We start from the raw sequence: 18,609 nt of genomic DNA, 5'->3' as shown, positions 1-18,609 counted from the left end.
TCCGCTGGTATGTTCAGTTTATTAATCGTCGATGACGAGCCGCTTGCGATTCGTGGCATCCAATCCGCGATCGATTGGAAACGGCTTGGCATCGACCCTATTCATACAGCCAATAATGCGGCGCAAGCGAAGGAAGTGTACGGCAATCACCGCATCGATATGATGCTCTGCGACATTGAGATGCCGCAGGACAGCGGTCTGGATTTACTGGGCTGGGTCAAGGTTCATTCCCCGGATACGGAGACGGTCTTTCTGACCTGCCATGCAGACTTCGCGTTCGCCAAGCAAGCCATCCAACTTGGAAGCTTCGATTATTTGCTCAAGCCTATTCCTCCTGAAGAGCTGGCGACCGTTATACGAAGGGTGATCGAAAAGATCCGGAAGGTGAAGGAAATGGCTCAGATCAACCGGTCGTGGGTTCAGCATCATCCGCTGTTTATCGAACAATTTTGGCTTGATATTGTCAACCAGGTCATACCAGCGAATCCGGAAGCGATTCGAAAAGCGATGGAAGAGCGCAAGATCGCGCATCCCGGCGGGCTGCGAATGCTGCCTGTATTAATAGACGTGCAGCGCTGGCATAAGCCGTTAACCTTGCGGGACGAGAAGATCCTGGAGTACGGGCTGAAGAATGCTGCATTGGAAACGATACAAGAACTTCAGTTAAGCGCTCAGTTGATGACGCTGGACCGGAATGTACTCCTTGCCGTGATTACGCTGCCGCTGGGTGATAGGGCGGACCTTCAAAGTCTGCGCAGTCAATTGAATGCCTTTATCTCTACCTGCTATCGTTATTTTTATTGCGATTTATCTTGTTACGTCGGGGAACCGGCCGATTATCACAAGCTTCCGGAAATGGTTAACCGGCTTATAACGCTGAAAAAAAATAACGTTGCTTACAGTAAGCAAGTGTTTTTGGGCAGTGTCCGGCCTGAGAGGCTTATTTCCGCGGAGATACCCGATATGAAAATATGGTCGGTCCTTTTGACGCAGGGGGCCAAGGACCAAATCATAACCGAAGTAAGCGCGTATTTAGAGAAGCTCGTCAATAACTCGAGAATCGATGTTCCTTTCCTGCATCAGTTCCATCATGATTTCATCCAGATCGTCTATTCGGTCCTCAAGGAAAAAGGGATTCAAGCCCATGAGTTGTTTAAAGACAGCCGGTCCATCGAGCTATCGACGCAAGCAAACCGTTCCGTAACGGATATGCTGGAATGGATTTCGCACATGCTGAATCGAGCGGTGGCCCATACCCATGATATGGAAGAGTCCCATTCGGTTGTGGAAAAGGTGAAGCTGTTTATCGCGAAGCACTTTGATCAGGATCTGAGCCGCGAACAGATCGCGAGTCCGTTTTTCCTGCATCCGGACTATTTGGATCGTATGTTAAAGAAGGAAATCGGCATGTCGATGAAGGAATTTTTGCTTCATGAGCGGATGCGTGTCGCGCAGGATTTGTTAAGCAAAACCGAGATGCCGGTTACTAGCGTTGCGACGCATGTCGGGTTTAATAATTTGTCCCATTTTACGAAGATGTTCCGCAAGCAAACCGAGCTGAGTCCGAGCGACTTTAGGCAGCATGCAAGAAAATAGATGCGAAGTCGAAATCGTGCCAATGAAAAGTCGAAATGCGCATAGTGAGCGTTCCCGGAAGTGCGTACAATCGAGGGTAGGTTCACAAAACAGGACAAATGGGGGAGTACAATGAAAAAAACGACGATACTGCTTAGTTCGGTTTTGGCAGGAAGTATGATAACGCTTACTGCTTGCGGAGGCAATTCAACCGATAACGCGAGCGCTTCCGCAAAAACTACGCCTAGTGGCGGTAAGGAAGCGCCTTACGAGCTTAACGTAGCTTTCTCCGCGTTCAATCAGATTCCGAGCAATCTGCAAGATGTGCAGAATGCAATTAACAAGATTACGCTGGAGAAAATAGGCGCAACAGTCAAGCTTATGCCGATTAACGCCGGTTCGTGGGCGCAGCAGTCTAATCTGATGCTGACGAGCAACGAGAAGCTCGATCTCATGTACGTATCGGGAAGAAACTATGCAAGTTATGTGGCCAAGGGTCAATTAGTCAAACTGGACCCGCTGCTCGAGAAGTACGGGCAGGATATCAAGAAAGTATTTGACGCCAATTATTTAAATGCGACGAAGGTCAACGGCAGTCTGTATGCAGTTCCTTCCAATCGCGACTTGGCAGCGAATTTCGGAATCAATTTCCGCAAAGACCTGCTCGATAAATACAAAATCGACGTGACGAAAATCAAAACGATCGATGACCTCGAAGGTGTGTTTAAAACGGTGAAAGCGGGCGAGCCGAATTTGACCCCGCTCGTTACGCAAGCTTCCGGCATCTCTTTCGTGGACAGTTACCGGTGGTTCGATTCGCTTGGCGACAGTCTTGGCGTACTTCCGAATTATGATAACAACTTGAAGGTTGCGAACCTCTACGATACGCCGGAATATGCTGCTTTTGTGAAAAAATTAAGAAGCTGGTACACCGCCGGATATATTTTGCAGGATGCGGCAACGACGAAGGATACGAATACGGCTTTATTGAAAGCGAATAAAGGGATGGGGTATCTGGTGAATCAGAAGCCGGGGATGGAGCTTCAAGATACGCGTTCCGCAGGCATGCCGATTGTCACTGTACCGCTTACGCCTGCTTATGCAACTACGTCTTCGGTAGCTTCGATTATGTGGGGTATTCCGATCAATGCCAAGAATCAGCAAAAATCAATGGAGTTCTTAAACCTCATGTACTCGAATCCGCAGATCGTCAACTTGCTGGATTGGGGCTTGGAAGGTAAAGACTATGCGAAGAAATCGGACAATGTGATCGATTATCCGGCTGGTGTGGATTCTAAAAGCGTAGCCTACACGCTGAACCAAGGCTGGATGTTCGGGAACCAGTTCCTGTCTTATGTATTTAACGGTGATGACCCTAAGATTTGGGAGAAAATGGCCGATTTCAATAAGAATGCAGTGAAGTCGAAGGCGCTCGGCTTCTCCTTTAATCCGGAGCCGGTAAAGACGGAGTATGCAGCGGTGACTAACGTCGTCAATCAGTATCGGATGGCTCTTGAAACAGGCAGTGTGGACCCGGATAAAGTATTGCCGGAATTTAACGCGAAGCTGAAATCGTCCGGGATCGATAAAATCATCGCCGAGAAGCAAAAGCAGCTCGATGAGTGGGTTAAAACGGCGAAATAATTGTAGCAAAAACGAAAGGCTGATCTTGTAGTCATGGAATCCATGGCGAAGGGCGGCCTTTTTGCATGTCCTAAGCAAATTAAGCCACGATCAAGTCGAAATCGGACTAGTGAAAAGTCGAGCGCGACATAGTGGCAAGGTCCCGATTTTTTTACAATAAAGGTACAACATTAGACGAATGGAGAAAGAAGGGGACGCAGGGTGAATACGCGGACGATGGGGAGAAAGCAAAGCCTGCTAAAAAGGTATTGGCCGTATTATATGATGATGATCCCAGGGATCGTCTATCTGATCATCAACAACTATATGCCGATGTTCGGGCTCGTGATCGCATTCAAGGAAGTGAATTTTGCCAAGGGAATTTGGGGCAGCGACTGGATCGGTCTCAAAAACTTCGAATATTTATTCCGAACGACGGACGCCTTTGTCATCACACGAAATACGATTCTATATAACGCTGCGTTCATCATGATTAACCTGATTGTAGCCGTCGGTGTGGCGATTCTGCTGAACGAAATCAAAAACAAGTTATTATCGAGATTTTATCAAAGCGTTATCCTGCTTCCATATTTGATATCCACGGTTATTGTGAGTTATTTGGTATTTGCGATGCTAAGCATGGATAACGGTTTCATGAACAAAACGGTGCTTCCGATGCTTGGTTTGGATCCACTGTCCTGGTATAACGAACCTGGCGTTTGGCCATATATTTTAACGTTCATCCATACTTGGAAGGGTGCAGGATATTTATGTATCGTTTACCTAGCCGCCATCATCGGTATCGATCAAGAATATTACGAAGCGGCTACATTGGATGGAGCAAGCAAATTTCAACAAATTCGCAAAATTACAATACCGCTTATTACGCCGGTCATCATTATGATGACGCTGCTGGCGATCGGGCGCATTTTCTATTCCGACTTTGGCTTGTTTTACCAAGTGCCGATGGATTCTGGGGCTCTGTTTGATACGACCAATGTCATTGATACCTATGTTTATCGGGGGCTTATGCAGCTTGGGGATATAGGGATGTCTTCTGCTGCGGGCTTATATCAATCGCTTGTGGGATTCGTGCTCGTGCTTCTATCGAACTTTATCGTACGAAAAATCAACAAAGAGAATGCATTGTTCTAGGGGGAGACCAACATGCTGAAACAAGAAAACCGCGGCTGGCAGTGGTTCGGACATATTGTCCTTTGGGTTTATGCGGCTACGTGTATATTGCCCTTTGTACTGCTGTTCATCTCATCGATTACGAACGAAACGACGATCGTCAAAAACGGCTATTCCTTTTTTCCGGAGCAGCTTGGTTTTACCGCCTACCAGTACTTATGGGAGCAATCGGCCAGCATTTTCCGGGCGTACGGCATCACCGTCCTGGTGACGGTCGTCGGTACGACGGCGAGCCTGGCCATTACATCGCTTCTGGCGTATCCGATTTCCCGGAGCGATCTCCCTCTGCGCAATCCGTTATCCTTCTTCGTATTCTTTACCCTGCTGTTCAACGGCGGACTTGTACCGACATACTTGATTTACACGCAGGTGTTCGAGATCAAAAATACGATTCAGGCGCTTATTATTCCCGGGCTTTTGATGAATGGCTTCAATGTCTTATTGATGCGGACGTTTTTTATGACGACTATTCCGACACCGGTGCTGGAATCAGCGAATATTGACGGCGCGGGCGTGCTCCGCACGTTTTACAGCATCGTGTTGCCGCTCTCCATGCCGATTATGGCGACGATCGGGTTGTTTCAAGGCATCGCCTACTGGAACGATTGGTATAACGGCTTGATTTACATCACGGAGCCAAATCTCTTTAGTTTACAGAGCATATTGAACCGGATCATGTCCGACATTCAATTCCTGTCGACCAACAGCTCGATGGCTTCCCAATCCAGCGAGGCGCTTGCGGCACTGCCGTCGGAAACGTTCCGTATGGCGATCGCCGTGATCGGCGTCGTACCGATTCTTGTTGCTTATCCCTTCTTCCAGAAGTATTTCGTGAAAGGTATTACCATTGGTGCCGTGAAAGGCTGATTTTGGAGATGCGTTTACTTTGAATGAATATAGAAAGCAGGCGATTGGCAGTGAACTCGCGATTAAATGAAGTGCTCGAAGGAAAGCACGGGAATTATATAATGCCGCTTGTGTGGCAGCGCGGCGAATCGGAAGCAGTGATTCGGGAGGAATTGACCCGAATCGACGAAGCCGGTATCAAGGCGTTCGTCGTGGAGTCTCGGCCGCATCCCGATTGCTTAGGGCCGGGCTGGTGGGCTGATTTGGATATCATCATGGATGAAGCGCGAAAGCGGAATATGCGGGTATGGGCGTTTGACGATGACCATTTCCCGACGGGCCATGCGAATGGCCGTTTGAAGGAAGCTCCTGCAGAGCTGCGACGCATGTTTATCGCAGAGCGGCATATCGACGCGATGGGACCTGCGAAAGATGCCTCGTTTCTGCTCTCACCGTGGCTTGCGGCGGGAGAATCGTTGATTGCCGTAATTGCGGCCAAACGGAGCGGGAACAATGGCGAGTTGACCGGCGAGCTGATCGACGTCAGCGCACAGGTGCAGGATCATGTGTTGTATTGGGAAATCCCGGAAGGGTTATGGCGCATATTTGTCATTGTACGGACGCAAGTCGGCCCGGACGAGAAGTATAAGGATTATGTGAATCCTCTGGTGGCCGAGTCTGTACGCGTTTTGATCGATGCGAGTTATGTTCCTTATTATGAACGATACAGGGACGATTTTGGCCGGACATTTGCCGGATTTTTTACGGATGAGCCGGGATTTTACAATGACGGCACTATTTATGATTTTGAATCTAAGTTAGGAAAAAAGAGGGTTTCCTTACCTTGGTCTCCCGATATGCTGCCGCTGCTTGATGCGGAATTTGGTACTGCCTATCTAAGCTTGCTCCCTTTGCTGTGGTATGAGGCGAATGATGAGCTGACAGGGGCAGTGCGTTTTGCCTATATGAATGTTGTAAGCCGGTTGTATGCCGAGCATTTCTCTGGGCAGATCGGTGCATGGTGCCGGTATCACGGGGTAGAACATATCGGTCATATTATCGAAGATAATAACGTGCATGCCCGCTTGGGCTGCGGTTCGGGGCATTTCTTCCGCTCGATGTCGGGGCAAGACATGTCTGGCGTGGACGTTGTTCTGCACCAGCTGATCCCAGGTTTTGACGAAGCGTCCTTCAGCTGGATTGCGGGGGATACGGACAGCGAGTTTTTCCATTATGGTTTGGCGAAGCTCGCTTCATCGCTTGGACATATCGATCCGAAGAAAAAGGGCCGGACGATGGCCGAAGTGTTCGGCGCATACGGCTGGGCCGAAGGTTTGAAGCTGATGAAATGGCTGACCGATCATATGCTGGTGCGCGGGGTGAACTATTTCGTGCCGCACGCGTTCTCGCAAAAGGAGTTTCCGGACGGCGATTGTCCGCCGCATCTGTATGCACGAGGGCATAACCCGCAATATCGCAGCTATAAAATACTTAACGATTACACCAACCGGATGAGTCATCTGTTGACGGGAGGCCGGCACCGGGCGACGGCTGCAGTACTTTATCACGCCGAGGGCGAATGGTCGGGTTCTGCCATGTACTTTCATAAACCGGTCAAGGAGCTGATGCGCCATCAAGTGGATTGCGACGTGCTGCCGGTTGATGCGCTGCTCGAGAGCGCTGAGGTCGCTAACGGGAAACTGCAGGTAGGGATGGAGGACTATGATGTCTTCATCGTTCCTTATGCCGATGCGCTTCCTGCCCCGCTGCTCACAAAACTTGTTCAGATGGCGAATCTTCGCTTGCCTATTGTGTTCGTTGATGGACTGCCGCTTCGTTCCAGTCAGGGAACGGATATAAGATCCTTGCTGAGTGCGCTAAAGAGCTCCCCGAGCGTAAATATAGTAGCGCTCAGCGAGCTGGCGGCTCATGTAAAGGAGCAAGGCTATATTGACGTATCGGCCGAAACATACGAACCTTATTTGCGTTATTATCGCTATGAACAGCCGGGGTTGGACCTGTTCTTTTTCGTAAATGAGCATCCTAACAACGCCATTGAGACTAAAGTTCATCTGTCGGTCGGCGGAGAGCTCTTTGCATTCGATGGCCTGCAGAACGAGCTTTTGTCCGTTGCAAGTGAAGGAACAAATCAAGGAAGTCGGGTTTCCTTAACGCTTAGCCCTTATGAATCTATTTTATTCATCGCAGGACCAGAGGCTAAGTCGCTTGGGGCTTCATTCGATGCAGGGCAAAGGGACGATGTGTCCGGAAGTGCTGCACAACACTTAGAGCTGCAAGGGCCATGGACGATATCAACGGCGGATGCATTGTCTTATCCGAATTTCGAGGCTTGGGGAACAATGGCTCACCTAGCCAATATGAGCAGCCCCGACAGGCTTCCTCGATTTTCGGGCACGTTCCGTTATGAATCAGTGTTAGATGGGGATTACGCCGATCGCCCGGTTAAGCTTGATTTGGGAAGTGCTTATGAAACCGTGGATGTATGGGTGAACGGAGATCATATTCGATCCCGCATTTGTCCGCCGTACTCGTTTGATATCGGCCGCTTTTTGCTAAATGGCAAAAACAACCTGAAAATCGAAGTCACGAACACGCTCGCTAAGCAGCAGCACGATTTTTTCTCCCGTTTTATGCAGCAGGAGCCAAGCGGCTTGCTCGGCCCGGTAACGATTACAGTTGGAGATAAGAGGGAATCTAATGAGCAGATGATTTCGTAAGATCGCTGGGTTGCGAAGCGAATTGTACATGAAGGGAACAAGCTTAATCCGTAATTGTGGATTAGGCTTGTTTTTGCATGTAAAAGAGGGTGGTGAACATCGATCAAAGGAAATCAGTTGTACTCGTCGAATAATACATAAAAAATTGTAGGGGTTAGTTGATTATGAAGAGGATAAGAGTAGGTTCGTATGCATTTGTTATATTTGCTTTGGTCACACTTACGGCATGCTTTTCAAGTACAACACTGGAACCTTCTATAAAATCTGAAGCAACCGTTGTACCTTTAGCAACAGAAAATGCAGAACCGGTAAATAAAGAGAAAGAAATAGTGGTAGGATTTACTTTGCAGAATTTAAGTAATCCATTCTTTGTGGCGATGTCCAAAGGCGCAACTGCGGGCGCTATGCTGCATGGTGCTGATGTAATCACGGTAAGCGCTGAAGGCGACTTGGCTAAGCAAACAGCTCAAATCAAGGACTTTATTGCAAGAAAAGTAAATGTGATTCTGCTAAATGCTGTAGATTCGAAAGGTATAGCGGGTGCTGTCAGTCAAGCTAAAGCGGCAGGGATCCCCGTCATTGCCGTTGACGTAGACGCAGATGGAGGCGTGAACACGGTTGTCACCTCCGATAACTTTCTTGCTGGAAAATTAGCTGGAGAATATATTGTTAAGCGTTTAAACGGGAAAGGAAATGTTGTTGTTATTGATGGCCCTCCCGTATCTGCCGTAACGGAGCGAATTGCAGGGTTTGAAGAAGCCATTAAAACTGCTCCGGGAATTAGAGTAGTCGACAAGAAAAATGGACGTGGCAGCCGTGACATATCGGTTTCAGTGATGGAATCCATTTTGCAAACCTATAAAAAAGGGCAAATTGATGCTGTATTCGCAACGAATGACCCTTCTGGCGTTGGTGCAAAAATCGCTGCGGAACAAGCAGGACGCGATAAAGAAATGTTTATCGTCGGTGTAGATGGAGCGCCTGATGCCGTGAAGGCTATCAAAGAAAACAAAAGCTTCGTTGCAACCTCAGCACAGTATCCATTTGAAATGATTAAATTGGCCATGGATGAAGGCTTTAAAGTGCTAAAAGGTGAAAAGATAGAATCGTTGATTCATATTCCTGTTGATCTGATTACGCAAGATAATGTAGAAACCTATAAAGGCTGGTAGAAGCATAGTGGTGAAAGGTATGTATAAGATTATCATTGCTGATGATGAAGACAACGTAAGAGAGGGCATAAGAGATAGTTTAAACTGGGATGAGCTGGGATTTGAATTCGTTGGCGACTTTGTAAATGGCCGTGATGTGCTCCGGTCCTTTGAACAACTTCAACCTGATGTCGTGTTAACGGATATCAATATGCCTCTGGTGGATGGTTTAGAAGTGTCACGCTATCTCTTTGAACATTATCCCAACACCAAAATCATTATTCTTACTGGATACGATGAGTTCGAATACGCTCAGCAAGCTTTGAAGCTGAAGGTGCATGACTATATCTTAAAGCCGAATACGGCTGATGAATTATCTCAAATTCTCGCGAGAGTAAAGGCGGAGCTTGATGATGAGAATCGTAAGGTGGAGGATTTAAGCAAGCTGAAGCAGCAGCTTAGAGAGAGTCTTCCTCTTGTAAGAGAGCGGTTCTTGAATCAGTTGGTTACAGGAGAACTCCGTGAAACGAAGCTTGAGGATAAGCTCGCTTATTTGGATATTGCTTTACCCGGAACCCATTTTGTCGTCGCAGTCATTGATGTAGATGATCATGGGGAGCTGCAAAGATTTTATCCCGAGAGTGAGAGCGAACTGCTCTATTTTGCCGTTTGTAATATTTCCGGGGAAATTATTTCAAGAAAAAAGAACGGAATCGTGTTCCAAAACAATAATGAAAAAACAATTGTCATCCTCTTTGACGATCAGATAGAAACGCTCCGTGAAGAGGCCGCGCAAATTTTCGAAGAGATCAATCGATCGGTAAGAGAGTATCTGAAGTTTACGGTGTCCATTGGTGTAGGCGATATTTGCGCTTCTCTGGAAAAAATTCATCATTCTCATAATAAGGCTTCACATGCGCTTGATTATCGCTTTTTTCTTGGAAAAAATCGAATCATTCATATCGGCGACATTGAAGGGGGAGCAGGGGAAAGTGCTTCCTACGATAAACATTGGGAAAGAAAGCTCGCAACTACGTTAAAGACGGGAACTCAGCAGGAGATTGAAGGGATCATTGAGAAAATCATTGAAAATCTGAAAGAATCCTATCTGCCAATGGATCGCTGTTATGTTCACATTCAGCAGGTCATCGTCTCGATTTTGGATGTTTTGGACGAGCTTGAGATTTGTGAAACACTTCATAACAGTTCATCTTCAAGTCCATTGACCGAAATTTATGGGTTGAAAACACTTGATGAAGTTGAAGAATGGCTAAAAAAATATTGTCTGCGTACAACGGGTATCATCCTTGAAGCAAGGAACAATGCTTGCAAGATCCAAGCTTTGAAGGCGGAAGCCTATATTAAAGAAAATTATGCTGATGCGAATATGTCCATGGATATGGTTTGTAAGTATCTGGCTCTAAGCACAAGCTATTTTAGTCTTATCTTCAAAAACCATACGGAAGAAACCTTCATCAGTTATCTCACTCGGATTCGAGTGGAGAAGGCGAAGGAACTGCTTAAATGTACGGATTTGAAGACCTACGAAATCGCAAACCGCATAGGCTATGCGGACCCCCATTATTTCAATTTGATTTTCAAAAAAGCGACGGGTATGACCCCGACTGTGTATCGCAGAATGGTGTAAAGGGGCGTAAACATGGCAAGGAATCGAATCATGGACTTTTTCCGTTTTAAAAGCATTCAGTCAACCATCGCTGTTGCTTTTTCATGTTTAATTGTGGTCACGATTACGGTGATTGCCTGGATGTCTTATCATCTTTCCACAGATGCGGTGAAAAAAAATTCGCGCGACTATACGTATCAGCTGATGGGACAAGTAAGCTCGAATATAGACAGCTATATCAATTATATGGACAATATTTCACGAATGGTTCTTTCCAGCTATGATATCAAAGAGTACCTACTGAAGCAGGTATATCTGGGGGCAAGCGGGAAGGAGGACTTGAAACAGAAAATATCCTTCCAACTCAATACCGTGTTGAATACAAGAAAAGATATCTCGTCGGTTCTAATCTTCGGTACTAATGGCGAAATTATCCCTTACAACGATAAGATTAAACTATATCCGCAAGTGGATCCGACGGAACAAAGCTGGTATAAGAAGGCCATTGAAGCGAAGGGTAAAGTCGTTATTTCTTCTTCACATGTACAAAATATGATTCTGAACGACTATAACTCCGTGATATCCTTAAGTCGTGAACTCAGCAGTGATGTCGGCGACGAAAAGCTTGGCGTTCTGCTTGTAGACTTGAACTATAGCGTTATCAACGATATTTGTAACAAGATTAAACTTGGGAATCGGGGATATGTTTTCATTGTGGACGCCCAGGGAAACATTGTTTATCACCCGGACCAGCAATTGATTGCGAGCAATCAGAAGGTTGAATTGATATCTCAAGTTATGCGTACGCCTGGCAGCAGCTTTGTCACTTCCGAAGGTAAAAATAGCCGCATGTACACGATTAAAACTTCGCAAGCAACCGGATGGAAAATTGTCGGGGTCACTTATGTGGACGAATTAGTCTCAAATAAGGATGAGCTGCAAACATATACTCTTTTTGGAGGTATTGGGTTACTTATCGTAGCGGTGCTGCTCTCAATTATTTTATCCTTGCGTATTTCGAGACCGATTAAACAACTTGAAAGTTCGATGAAGCAAGTGGAGAAAGGGAATTTTGACATTCAGGTTGATATTCAAAGCTCGAATGAAATCGGGCACTTAAGTAAACGATTTAATCGGATGACGGCAGAGATCAAAGAACTGATGCTGCAAAATGTGAAAGAACAGGAATTAAAACGAAAGAGCGAATTGCAAGTGTTACAAGCTCAGATAAACCCTCATTTTCTTTATAATACATTGGATTCAATTATATGGATGTCTGAAAGCGGCAAATCGAAGGAGGTCACCCAGATGACGGCTTCCTTAGCTAAGTTATTCCGTTTAAGCATTAGTAAGGGAGAAGAATTCATTTCCATTTTTAACGAAATCGAGCATATCAAAAACTATTTGACGATCCAAAAAATGCGCTATAAATCTAAATTGGATTTTGAAATCAATGTGGATAAGAGTATCCTTTCATACAAAGCAATCAAGATTATTTTACAGCCACTGGTAGAAAATGCTATTTATCACGGAATAAGAAATAATGAGGGTATAGGTACAATTCAAATAACTGGAATACGCAAGGAGAACAGAATACTTCTCCAGGTCATCGACAATGGAATCGGAATGTCGCAAGAGGATATCCAAAGTATGTACCGAAAAGACCGCACTTCTGAGAAGGGGAGCGGTATTGGCGTGCAAAATGTGGATACTAGAATCAAGCTGCATTTTGGCGAACCATATGGCCTTCATTTCGAGAGCGAATTAGGGAGAGGAACAACCGTCAATGTTTGGTTGCCTGTCATAGAGTAGAAAAACAAGATAAAGCCCTAGCCTGATTCATAACCAGGTCGGGGCTTTTTTGTTCAGTAGAAAAATTTCAACAGTTGCGAGAAAATTTTCTATTATTTTTTGTTTTTTTCACAGGTATGATTAAGACACAAAAAAACAACCATCCACTCTTATAGGAGGTGAGGCTTTGTTTAGATGAATTTCCATGAATGCATTTGGGGGATTTGTTTATATCCAAATAGAAGGGGGGAAAAGAAAGGAACATGCTAATGAGCTTGACAATCGGCTACTTCTGTCGCCAAACGTGATAGCCAATTGGACTCTAAAAACATGTTCACAGAAAAGCAACTTCACTGTAATTATCACATATTCTTCTATCGTTCGCCAAACTTATTTTATAAAAAAACATCCATTATTCGGAGGAATTTGAATATGAAAAACATGAAAATGATGTTATTGCTTTTTGTTGTATTTGCACTATCGGCTTGTGGTAAAACGGCGGAAACCAAACCGGCAGCAGTATCTGGGGCGCCATCGCCGGCAGCAACAACTAGTTCAGCTAAAGCGGCAGATCCGACACCAGGGAAAAAAGTCGTCATTGGATTGACTGTACAAAACTTAAGCAACCCTTTCTTCGTCGCGATGTCTAAAGGTGCTGCGGAAGCGGCTAAGAAACATGGCGCTGAAGTTATCACCGTTAGCGCAGAAGATAATTTGGCTACACAAACCTCTCAAATCGAAGACTTTATTACGAAAAAAGTAAGCATGATTATTCTAAGCTCTGTGGACACGAAAGGTATTGCAGCAGCAGTCGGTCAAGCTAAAGCAGCAGGAATCCCCATCATTTCAGTCGATACTATTTCTGAAGGCGGCGTTAATGCGAGTGTAACTTCCGATAACGTTCAAGCAGGGCGCATAGCAGGTGAATATTTGGTTAAACGGTTGAATGGCAAAGGAAATATTGCCGTATTGGATGGTCCGCCGGTATCCGCTGTAACAGACCGGATTGCAGGTTTTAAAGAAGCGCTCAAAGCAGCTCCGGATATTAAAATCGTTGCTAATCAAAATGGTAACGGCAACCGCGAAACATCGCTGGCTAAGATGGAAACGATCTTACAGGCAAATGGCAAAGGAACCATCGATGCTGTATTTGCGATCAATGATCCGACTGGGATTGGCGCGAAAATCGCAGCAGAGCAAGCCGGTCGCGATAAGGAAATGTTTATCGTCGGAGTGGACGGATCTCCAGATGCCGTTACTACGCTGAAAGAAAACAAAAGCTTTGTTGGAAGCTCGGCACAAAATCCGTTTAATATGATTACCATTGCGGTTGAAACCGCATTCAAAATTCTTGCCGGTGAAAAAGTGGATGAATTAATTAAGCTTCCAACTGATTTCATTACGACAGATAACGTAAAAGACTATAAAGGCTGGTAGTAGCGAATTATTAATGCGATGTGGTTACTCTTTACCCGGGTGCCACATCGTATTCATTCAATCGTCAATAAATGATAGTAACTATTAATTTGGTTGGAGTGAGAACATGGAAGCTGTACAAGCGGAAGTTCAGAAGAACATTTCCACTGAATCGTCGTCACAAGTGTTAAGCATGCGAGCGATCTCCAAGTCATTCTCAGGGGTTACCGTATTAAAAGACATCAACATCGATCTGTACAAAGGTGAAGTACATGCTTTAATGGGAGAGAACGGTGCCGGTAAGTCAACGCTGATGAAGATTATGGCAGGGATATACCGTCCAGATAAAGGCGAGATCATGTATCGAGGTCAATCGATCGTATGGCATAATGCCATGGAAGCGCGTGAGAAAGGCATCAGTGTCATTCATCAAGAGCTGAAATTGTCTCCGAATATAACCATAGGTGAAAACGTATTGATGGGAACCAAATTCCCCAAAAATAAGTTTGGTATGGTGGACTGGAAAAAAGTTCACGAACGAGCCCATTTTCTATTAAAATCAATCGGATCCGAATTGGATCCCAGAGCTTATGTTTCAACCTTGAGTGTTGCACAACAACAAATGGTGGAAATTGCGAGGGCTTTATCTATAGAAGCGGAAGTATTAGTGATGGACGAACCCACAGCCTCATTAACCCACAAAGAAATTGATAAGCTGTTTGTGATTATGAATGAATTAAAGCAAAAAGGTGTTGCGATTGTTTACATTTCCCATCGTATGGATGAAATTTTTAAAATTTCGGATCGCTGTACCATCTTGCGTGACGGAGAGTGGATTACATCCGTTCCAATCACCGAAACCAATCCGGAACATCTGGTTAAGACAATGGTTGGCCGTGAATTGAATGAATTATTTCAAAAGCCGCCTTCACATTCGAACTGGATTACAAATAAAACGCCGGTTCTAGAGATTAAGAACTTATCTGATAACAAAAATGTAAAGGATATTTCGCTTGAGGTGCATTCTGGAGAAATTGTTGGGATTTCAGGACTGGTCGGGGCCGGAAGAACGGAATTAGTAAGAACAATCTTTGGTTTATCGGAAATATCGGCTGGTGAAATTCTGATTAATGGTCAACCGGTGAACATATCTTCTCCAGAGGATGCCATGCGATACGGCATTGCCCATGTACCGGAAAGCCGCAAGGAACAAGGTCTATTCCTGAATATGTCGGTCAAAGAAAATATTATGATGGCTGAAATGTTTAAATATCGAAAAGCATCGCTCTTGGATTGGTCGCAAATCAATAATGAAGCAGACATGTATATTAAGGAATTAGGCATTAAAACGGCAAGTAAAGAACAAAAGGTGGTTAGCTTAAGCGGAGGAAATCAGCAAAAAGCGCTGCTCGCGCGTTGGTTATCCATTAAGCCAAAAGTACTCTTGTTAGATGAACCGACGAGAGGCGTTGACATTGGCGCCAAAACTGAAATCCATAAGGTTATTTATAAATTAGCCAAAAATGGTCTTGCCGTGTTAATGATTTCCTCTGAACTGCCGGAAATATTAGCGCTGAGTGATCGCATCCTTGTCATGCATGAAGGTAAGTTACGGGCAAACCTGCAGCGGGAAGACGCGACGCAAGCAAAGATTATGTATTATGCAACGGGGGAGATCATATGAGTGCTGGAATGGAAGCAATAGTGAACAGAAAACACAATTATCGGCTATCCATCAAGAAAATTTGGAATCAACTAGGCATGTTAATTGTATTGGTAGGTATCTGTATCATTCTTGCTATTTTTGCGCCGAATTTCACGGATACGGGGAATATCCTCAATATTTTAAAACAATCATCCGTTAACGGCATTCTTGCAGCAGGTATGACACTCGTTATTTTGACTGGCGGGATTGATCTGTCTGTGGGGTCTACAATCGCACTGGCAGGCGTTGTTTCCGTATTGCTTTCCAAACAAGGAGTTAACCCTATTATTGCGATGTTTGCAGGGATTGCGGTGGGATATTTAGCGGGCTGGATCAATGGTTTTCTGACGGCAAGAACCAAGCTTCCATCCTTTATTGTTACATTAGGCAGTATGACATATATAAGAGGCGCTGCTTATGTGATTAGCGGGGGGTTACCTACCATACTTGCCTCGGAACCGTTTAAATTTATCGGGTCGGGGAAAATGCTGGCGGTTCCAACACCGATATACATTATGCTTACCGTATATATTGTTATGTTTATCGTGCTTAAATACACGATGTTTGGCAGACATATCTATGCGATTGGGGGCAATGAAGAGGCAGCGAGATTAACGGGCATTAAGGTTGAAAAGACGTTAATTCATGTGTACGCAATTAGCGGTTTATGCGCTGGATTGGCTGGTGTCGTTCTTGCAGGGCGCTTAATTTCAGGTCAGCCGAATGCCGGCAACATGGCTGAGCTGGATGCCATTGCTTCCGTAGTCCTCGGAGGTACGAGTCTGGCAGGCGGAATTGGCCGAATTCAGATGACGATTATTGGTGTGCTAATTTTGGGTGTAATCAGAAATGGATTGACGCTTTTAAATGTTAGCTTTTTCTGGCAAACCGTTATCACTGGTATTGTTATCGTGCTTGCGGTGCTGTTGGACCGTTTACGCAGCGAGAAATAAGTTTATTTAAACTACAAAAAATGTAAGCGAAGCTGCCCAAAGGTATAGGTCTGGGCGGCTCTTTGTCATTTTGAGAAATAATGATTAACAATAGTAACATTCTCCCCTTAGGAAAGTTGAATCGCCTATCTCATGCTTTTCGCGCTCTCCTCTATAATGATCATACACAAAGAAAGGGGAGAGGCAGAATGAAGAAGGTCCATGTTTATATCTTTATATTTCCGAGCTTGTTATTGACGTTAGTCCTTAGTGTATATCCGATTTTGTGGGCTTTGAGGTACATGTTTTATGATTATCAAGGCTTCGGGCAGCCTTCCTTTATTGGATTCGATAATTTTTCAAGGGTTTTCAGAGATATGGAATTTTGGAATTCGGTCAAAAACACGTTGATCTACGCAGCTGGAAAACTGATGATCACGATTCCGCTTTCTTTGCTGTTAGCGATTGTATTAAACGGGAAAATGAAAGGCAGGATTTTGCTGAGGGCGATTTATTATTTGCCGACTATTTTTAGCGCAGCGGTCATGTCGATTGTATTTTTTATTATTTTCAATTCGTATAACGGTATTTTGAATCAGTTTCTTTTGAAATATCATCTAGTTTCCACTCCGATCAATTGGCTGGGCGCCGATCATGCCATGCTCACAACGATCATTATTGCGATTTGGGGAGCGGTCGGCAATTATATGCTGCTTTTTTTGGCGGGCTTGCAGGGTATACCCGGAGATTTGTATGAAGCTGCATCATTGGATGGCGCTAACACGGTCCACAAGTTCTGGTACGTTACGATTCCGATGCTGGGCCCCGTTCTGCAGATGGTCGTTATGCTTGCGATTACGATTTCGCTCAAAGGCTATGAAAGCATCATGGTACTGACGGAAGGCGGTCCCTATGGCAAAACTGAAGTGATGTACCTGTACTTGTATAAGCTGTTTTTCCGGATTTCTACAGACTCGCAATCGATGCAGCAAATCGGTTATGGAAGTGCAGTCGGGTTCGTAACTGCCCTGATCGTAGGCGCTATTACTTTGATTTACTTCTATGTATCTAAAAAATTGAACGATGTCTATTGAGGACAGGGGGATAACAATGAATCGAACGGAAAAAAGGATGAACCCAAAATTTCTTCTAACTCTTGCTCCTCGAACAATACTGTGGATATTCCTGACGGGCACGGCTTTTTTGATGCTTTTTCCAATTCTTATGGCGTTTCTCGGATCGTTTAAAACGAATTTGGAAGTAACCGCCGGAGCGACAATACTGCCGCAGCATTGGGAACTGGTCAATTATGCCAAAGCTTGGACCCATGCCAATTTTGCCAAGTTTACCTGGAACAGTATCTATCTTAGCGTGATTACGACAGTAGGTACATTAATCGTGACGACGATGGCTGCTTATGCGGTGGACCGTGTGAATTTTTTTGGTAAAAAGCTATATACGGCCATGCTTGCATGTACGTTATTTATCTCGATTGGCGCTGTTGTTTTGCGCCCTCAATTTGATTTGATGGTAGCGCTGCATCTTCAGAAAAGTCTATGGGGCGTCATTCTTATCCTGATTAGCGGACATGCGGCGATTTTCTTTATGATGATCGGATTTTTCAAAGGGATCCCGCGTGATTTGGATGAAGCGGCGCTGATCGACGGCTGCAATTTCTATTCGATTTATTGGCGCATTATTTTACCGCTGCTTCGTCCTGCGCTTGGCGTCACAGGGTTGTTTTCCTTTCAGGGCGCATGGAATGAATACATTTTACCGCTTGTGTTTACCATGAGCTCACCTAAGCTGCAAACTTTGACGGTAGGACTCGCCGGTCTGCGGTATGGCATCGGTGCTGCGGCAGAAACACAATTGATGCTAGCCGGAGCCTGCTTATCCATTCTCCCGCTGCTCGTGGTGTACGTATTTGCCAATAAATCATTCATGCAGGTCACTGTTGGCGCTGTAAAAGGTTAAAGGAAACCATGTGGAAGGCGCCCCCAGTTCCACC

At 45.1% G+C, this 18,609-nt stretch carries 13 protein-coding genes; all 13 read left to right on the top strand.

The genetic code is table 11. The features are described from left to right. The first annotated feature begins 9 nt into the window (after positions 1-9). On the top strand, positions 10-1,596 hold the full coding sequence (locus ACFQZT_RS04695) for a response regulator transcription factor (protein ID WP_379297036.1): 1,587 nt from the start codon (positions 10-12) through the stop codon (positions 1,594-1,596). 111 nt (positions 1,597-1,707) lie between these two features. Beyond that, entirely contained in the window at positions 1,708-3,219 is a 1,512-nt protein-coding gene (locus ACFQZT_RS04690; protein WP_379297034.1) for an ABC transporter substrate-binding protein, read from the top strand. A 216-nt stretch (positions 3,220-3,435) separates the two neighbouring features. After that, on the top strand, positions 3,436-4,353 hold the full coding sequence (locus tag ACFQZT_RS04685) for an ABC transporter permease (RefSeq protein WP_379297959.1): 918 nt from the start codon (positions 3,436-3,438) through the stop codon (positions 4,351-4,353). Positions 4,354-4,368: 15 nt separating this feature from the next. Further along, positions 4,369-5,259 (top strand): carbohydrate ABC transporter permease, encoded by an 891-nt coding sequence (locus tag ACFQZT_RS04680; protein ID WP_379297957.1) that lies wholly within the window; start codon positions 4,369-4,371, stop codon positions 5,257-5,259. Between the two features lie 23 nt (positions 5,260-5,282). Next, a complete protein-coding gene (locus ACFQZT_RS04675) occupies positions 5,283-7,976 on the top strand; it encodes a glycosyl hydrolase family 2 protein (protein ID WP_379297032.1) in 2,694 nt (897 codons plus the stop codon). 164 nt (positions 7,977-8,140) lie between these two features. Beyond that, entirely contained in the window at positions 8,141-9,148 is a 1,008-nt protein-coding gene (locus ACFQZT_RS04670) for an ABC transporter substrate-binding protein (RefSeq protein WP_379297030.1), read from the top strand. 19 nt (positions 9,149-9,167) lie between these two features. After that, the gene (locus tag ACFQZT_RS04665) at positions 9,168-10,775 is read left to right on the top strand and encodes a response regulator (RefSeq protein ID WP_379297028.1); all 1,608 of its coding nucleotides are present in this window, start codon (positions 9,168-9,170) and stop codon (positions 10,773-10,775) included. Positions 10,776-10,787: 12 nt separating this feature from the next. Beyond that, a complete protein-coding gene (locus ACFQZT_RS04660; protein WP_379297026.1) occupies positions 10,788-12,566 on the top strand; it encodes a sensor histidine kinase in 1,779 nt (592 codons plus the stop codon). Positions 12,567-12,977: 411 nt separating this feature from the next. Continuing rightward, entirely contained in the window at positions 12,978-13,982 is a 1,005-nt protein-coding gene (locus tag ACFQZT_RS04655; protein ID WP_379297024.1) for a substrate-binding domain-containing protein, read from the top strand. A 106-nt stretch (positions 13,983-14,088) separates the two neighbouring features. Further along, entirely contained in the window at positions 14,089-15,645 is a 1,557-nt protein-coding gene (locus ACFQZT_RS04650) for a sugar ABC transporter ATP-binding protein (protein ID WP_379297022.1), read from the top strand. After that, positions 15,642-16,619, top strand: a complete 978-nt coding sequence (locus ACFQZT_RS04645; protein WP_379297020.1) for an ABC transporter permease — start codon at positions 15,642-15,644, stop codon at positions 16,617-16,619. The genes ACFQZT_RS04650 and ACFQZT_RS04645 overlap by 4 nt, the downstream gene beginning before the upstream one ends. A 188-nt stretch (positions 16,620-16,807) precedes the next feature. Further along, positions 16,808-17,692 carry a carbohydrate ABC transporter permease gene (locus ACFQZT_RS04640; RefSeq protein WP_379297018.1) on the top strand — a complete coding sequence of 295 codons (885 nt, stop codon included), beginning with the start codon at positions 16,808-16,810 and terminating at the stop codon, positions 17,690-17,692. A 16-nt stretch (positions 17,693-17,708) separates the two neighbouring features. After that, positions 17,709-18,575 carry a carbohydrate ABC transporter permease gene (locus ACFQZT_RS04635; protein WP_379297016.1) on the top strand — a complete coding sequence of 289 codons (867 nt, stop codon included), beginning with the start codon at positions 17,709-17,711 and terminating at the stop codon, positions 18,573-18,575. Positions 18,576-18,609 lie beyond the last annotated feature (34 nt).

It is taken from the genome of Paenibacillus sp. GCM10027628 (assembly GCF_042676385.1).
GTDB lineage: Bacteria > Bacillota > Bacilli > Paenibacillales > NBRC-103111 > Paenibacillus_E.
This window is presented reverse-complemented; position numbering and strand designations above follow the sequence as displayed.

Excerpts from the sequence above, each read along its gene's own strand:
- ACFQZT_RS04695 (WP_379297036.1), top strand. The coding sequence starts at position 10 with ATGTTCAGTTTATTAATCGTCGATGACGAGCCGCTTGCGATTCGTGGC.
- ACFQZT_RS04690 (WP_379297034.1), top strand. The coding sequence starts at position 1,708 with ATGAAAAAAACGACGATACTGCTTAGTTCGGTTTTGGCAGGAAGTATG.
- ACFQZT_RS04685 (WP_379297959.1), top strand. The coding sequence starts at position 3,436 with ATGGGGAGAAAGCAAAGCCTGCTAAAAAGGTATTGGCCGTATTATATG.
- ACFQZT_RS04675 (WP_379297032.1), top strand. The coding sequence starts at position 5,283 with ATGAATATAGAAAGCAGGCGATTGGCAGTGAACTCGCGATTAAATGAA.
- ACFQZT_RS04670 (WP_379297030.1), top strand. The coding sequence starts at position 8,141 with ATGAAGAGGATAAGAGTAGGTTCGTATGCATTTGTTATATTTGCTTTG.
- ACFQZT_RS04665 (WP_379297028.1), top strand. The coding sequence starts at position 9,168 with ATGTATAAGATTATCATTGCTGATGATGAAGACAACGTAAGAGAGGGC.
- ACFQZT_RS04660 (WP_379297026.1), top strand. The coding sequence starts at position 10,788 with ATGGCAAGGAATCGAATCATGGACTTTTTCCGTTTTAAAAGCATTCAG.
- ACFQZT_RS04655 (WP_379297024.1), top strand. The coding sequence starts at position 12,978 with ATGAAAAACATGAAAATGATGTTATTGCTTTTTGTTGTATTTGCACTA.
- ACFQZT_RS04650 (WP_379297022.1), top strand. The coding sequence starts at position 14,089 with ATGGAAGCTGTACAAGCGGAAGTTCAGAAGAACATTTCCACTGAATCG.
- ACFQZT_RS04645 (WP_379297020.1), top strand. The coding sequence starts at position 15,642 with ATGAGTGCTGGAATGGAAGCAATAGTGAACAGAAAACACAATTATCGG.
- ACFQZT_RS04640 (WP_379297018.1), top strand. The coding sequence starts at position 16,808 with ATGAAGAAGGTCCATGTTTATATCTTTATATTTCCGAGCTTGTTATTG.
- ACFQZT_RS04635 (WP_379297016.1), top strand. The coding sequence starts at position 17,709 with ATGAATCGAACGGAAAAAAGGATGAACCCAAAATTTCTTCTAACTCTT.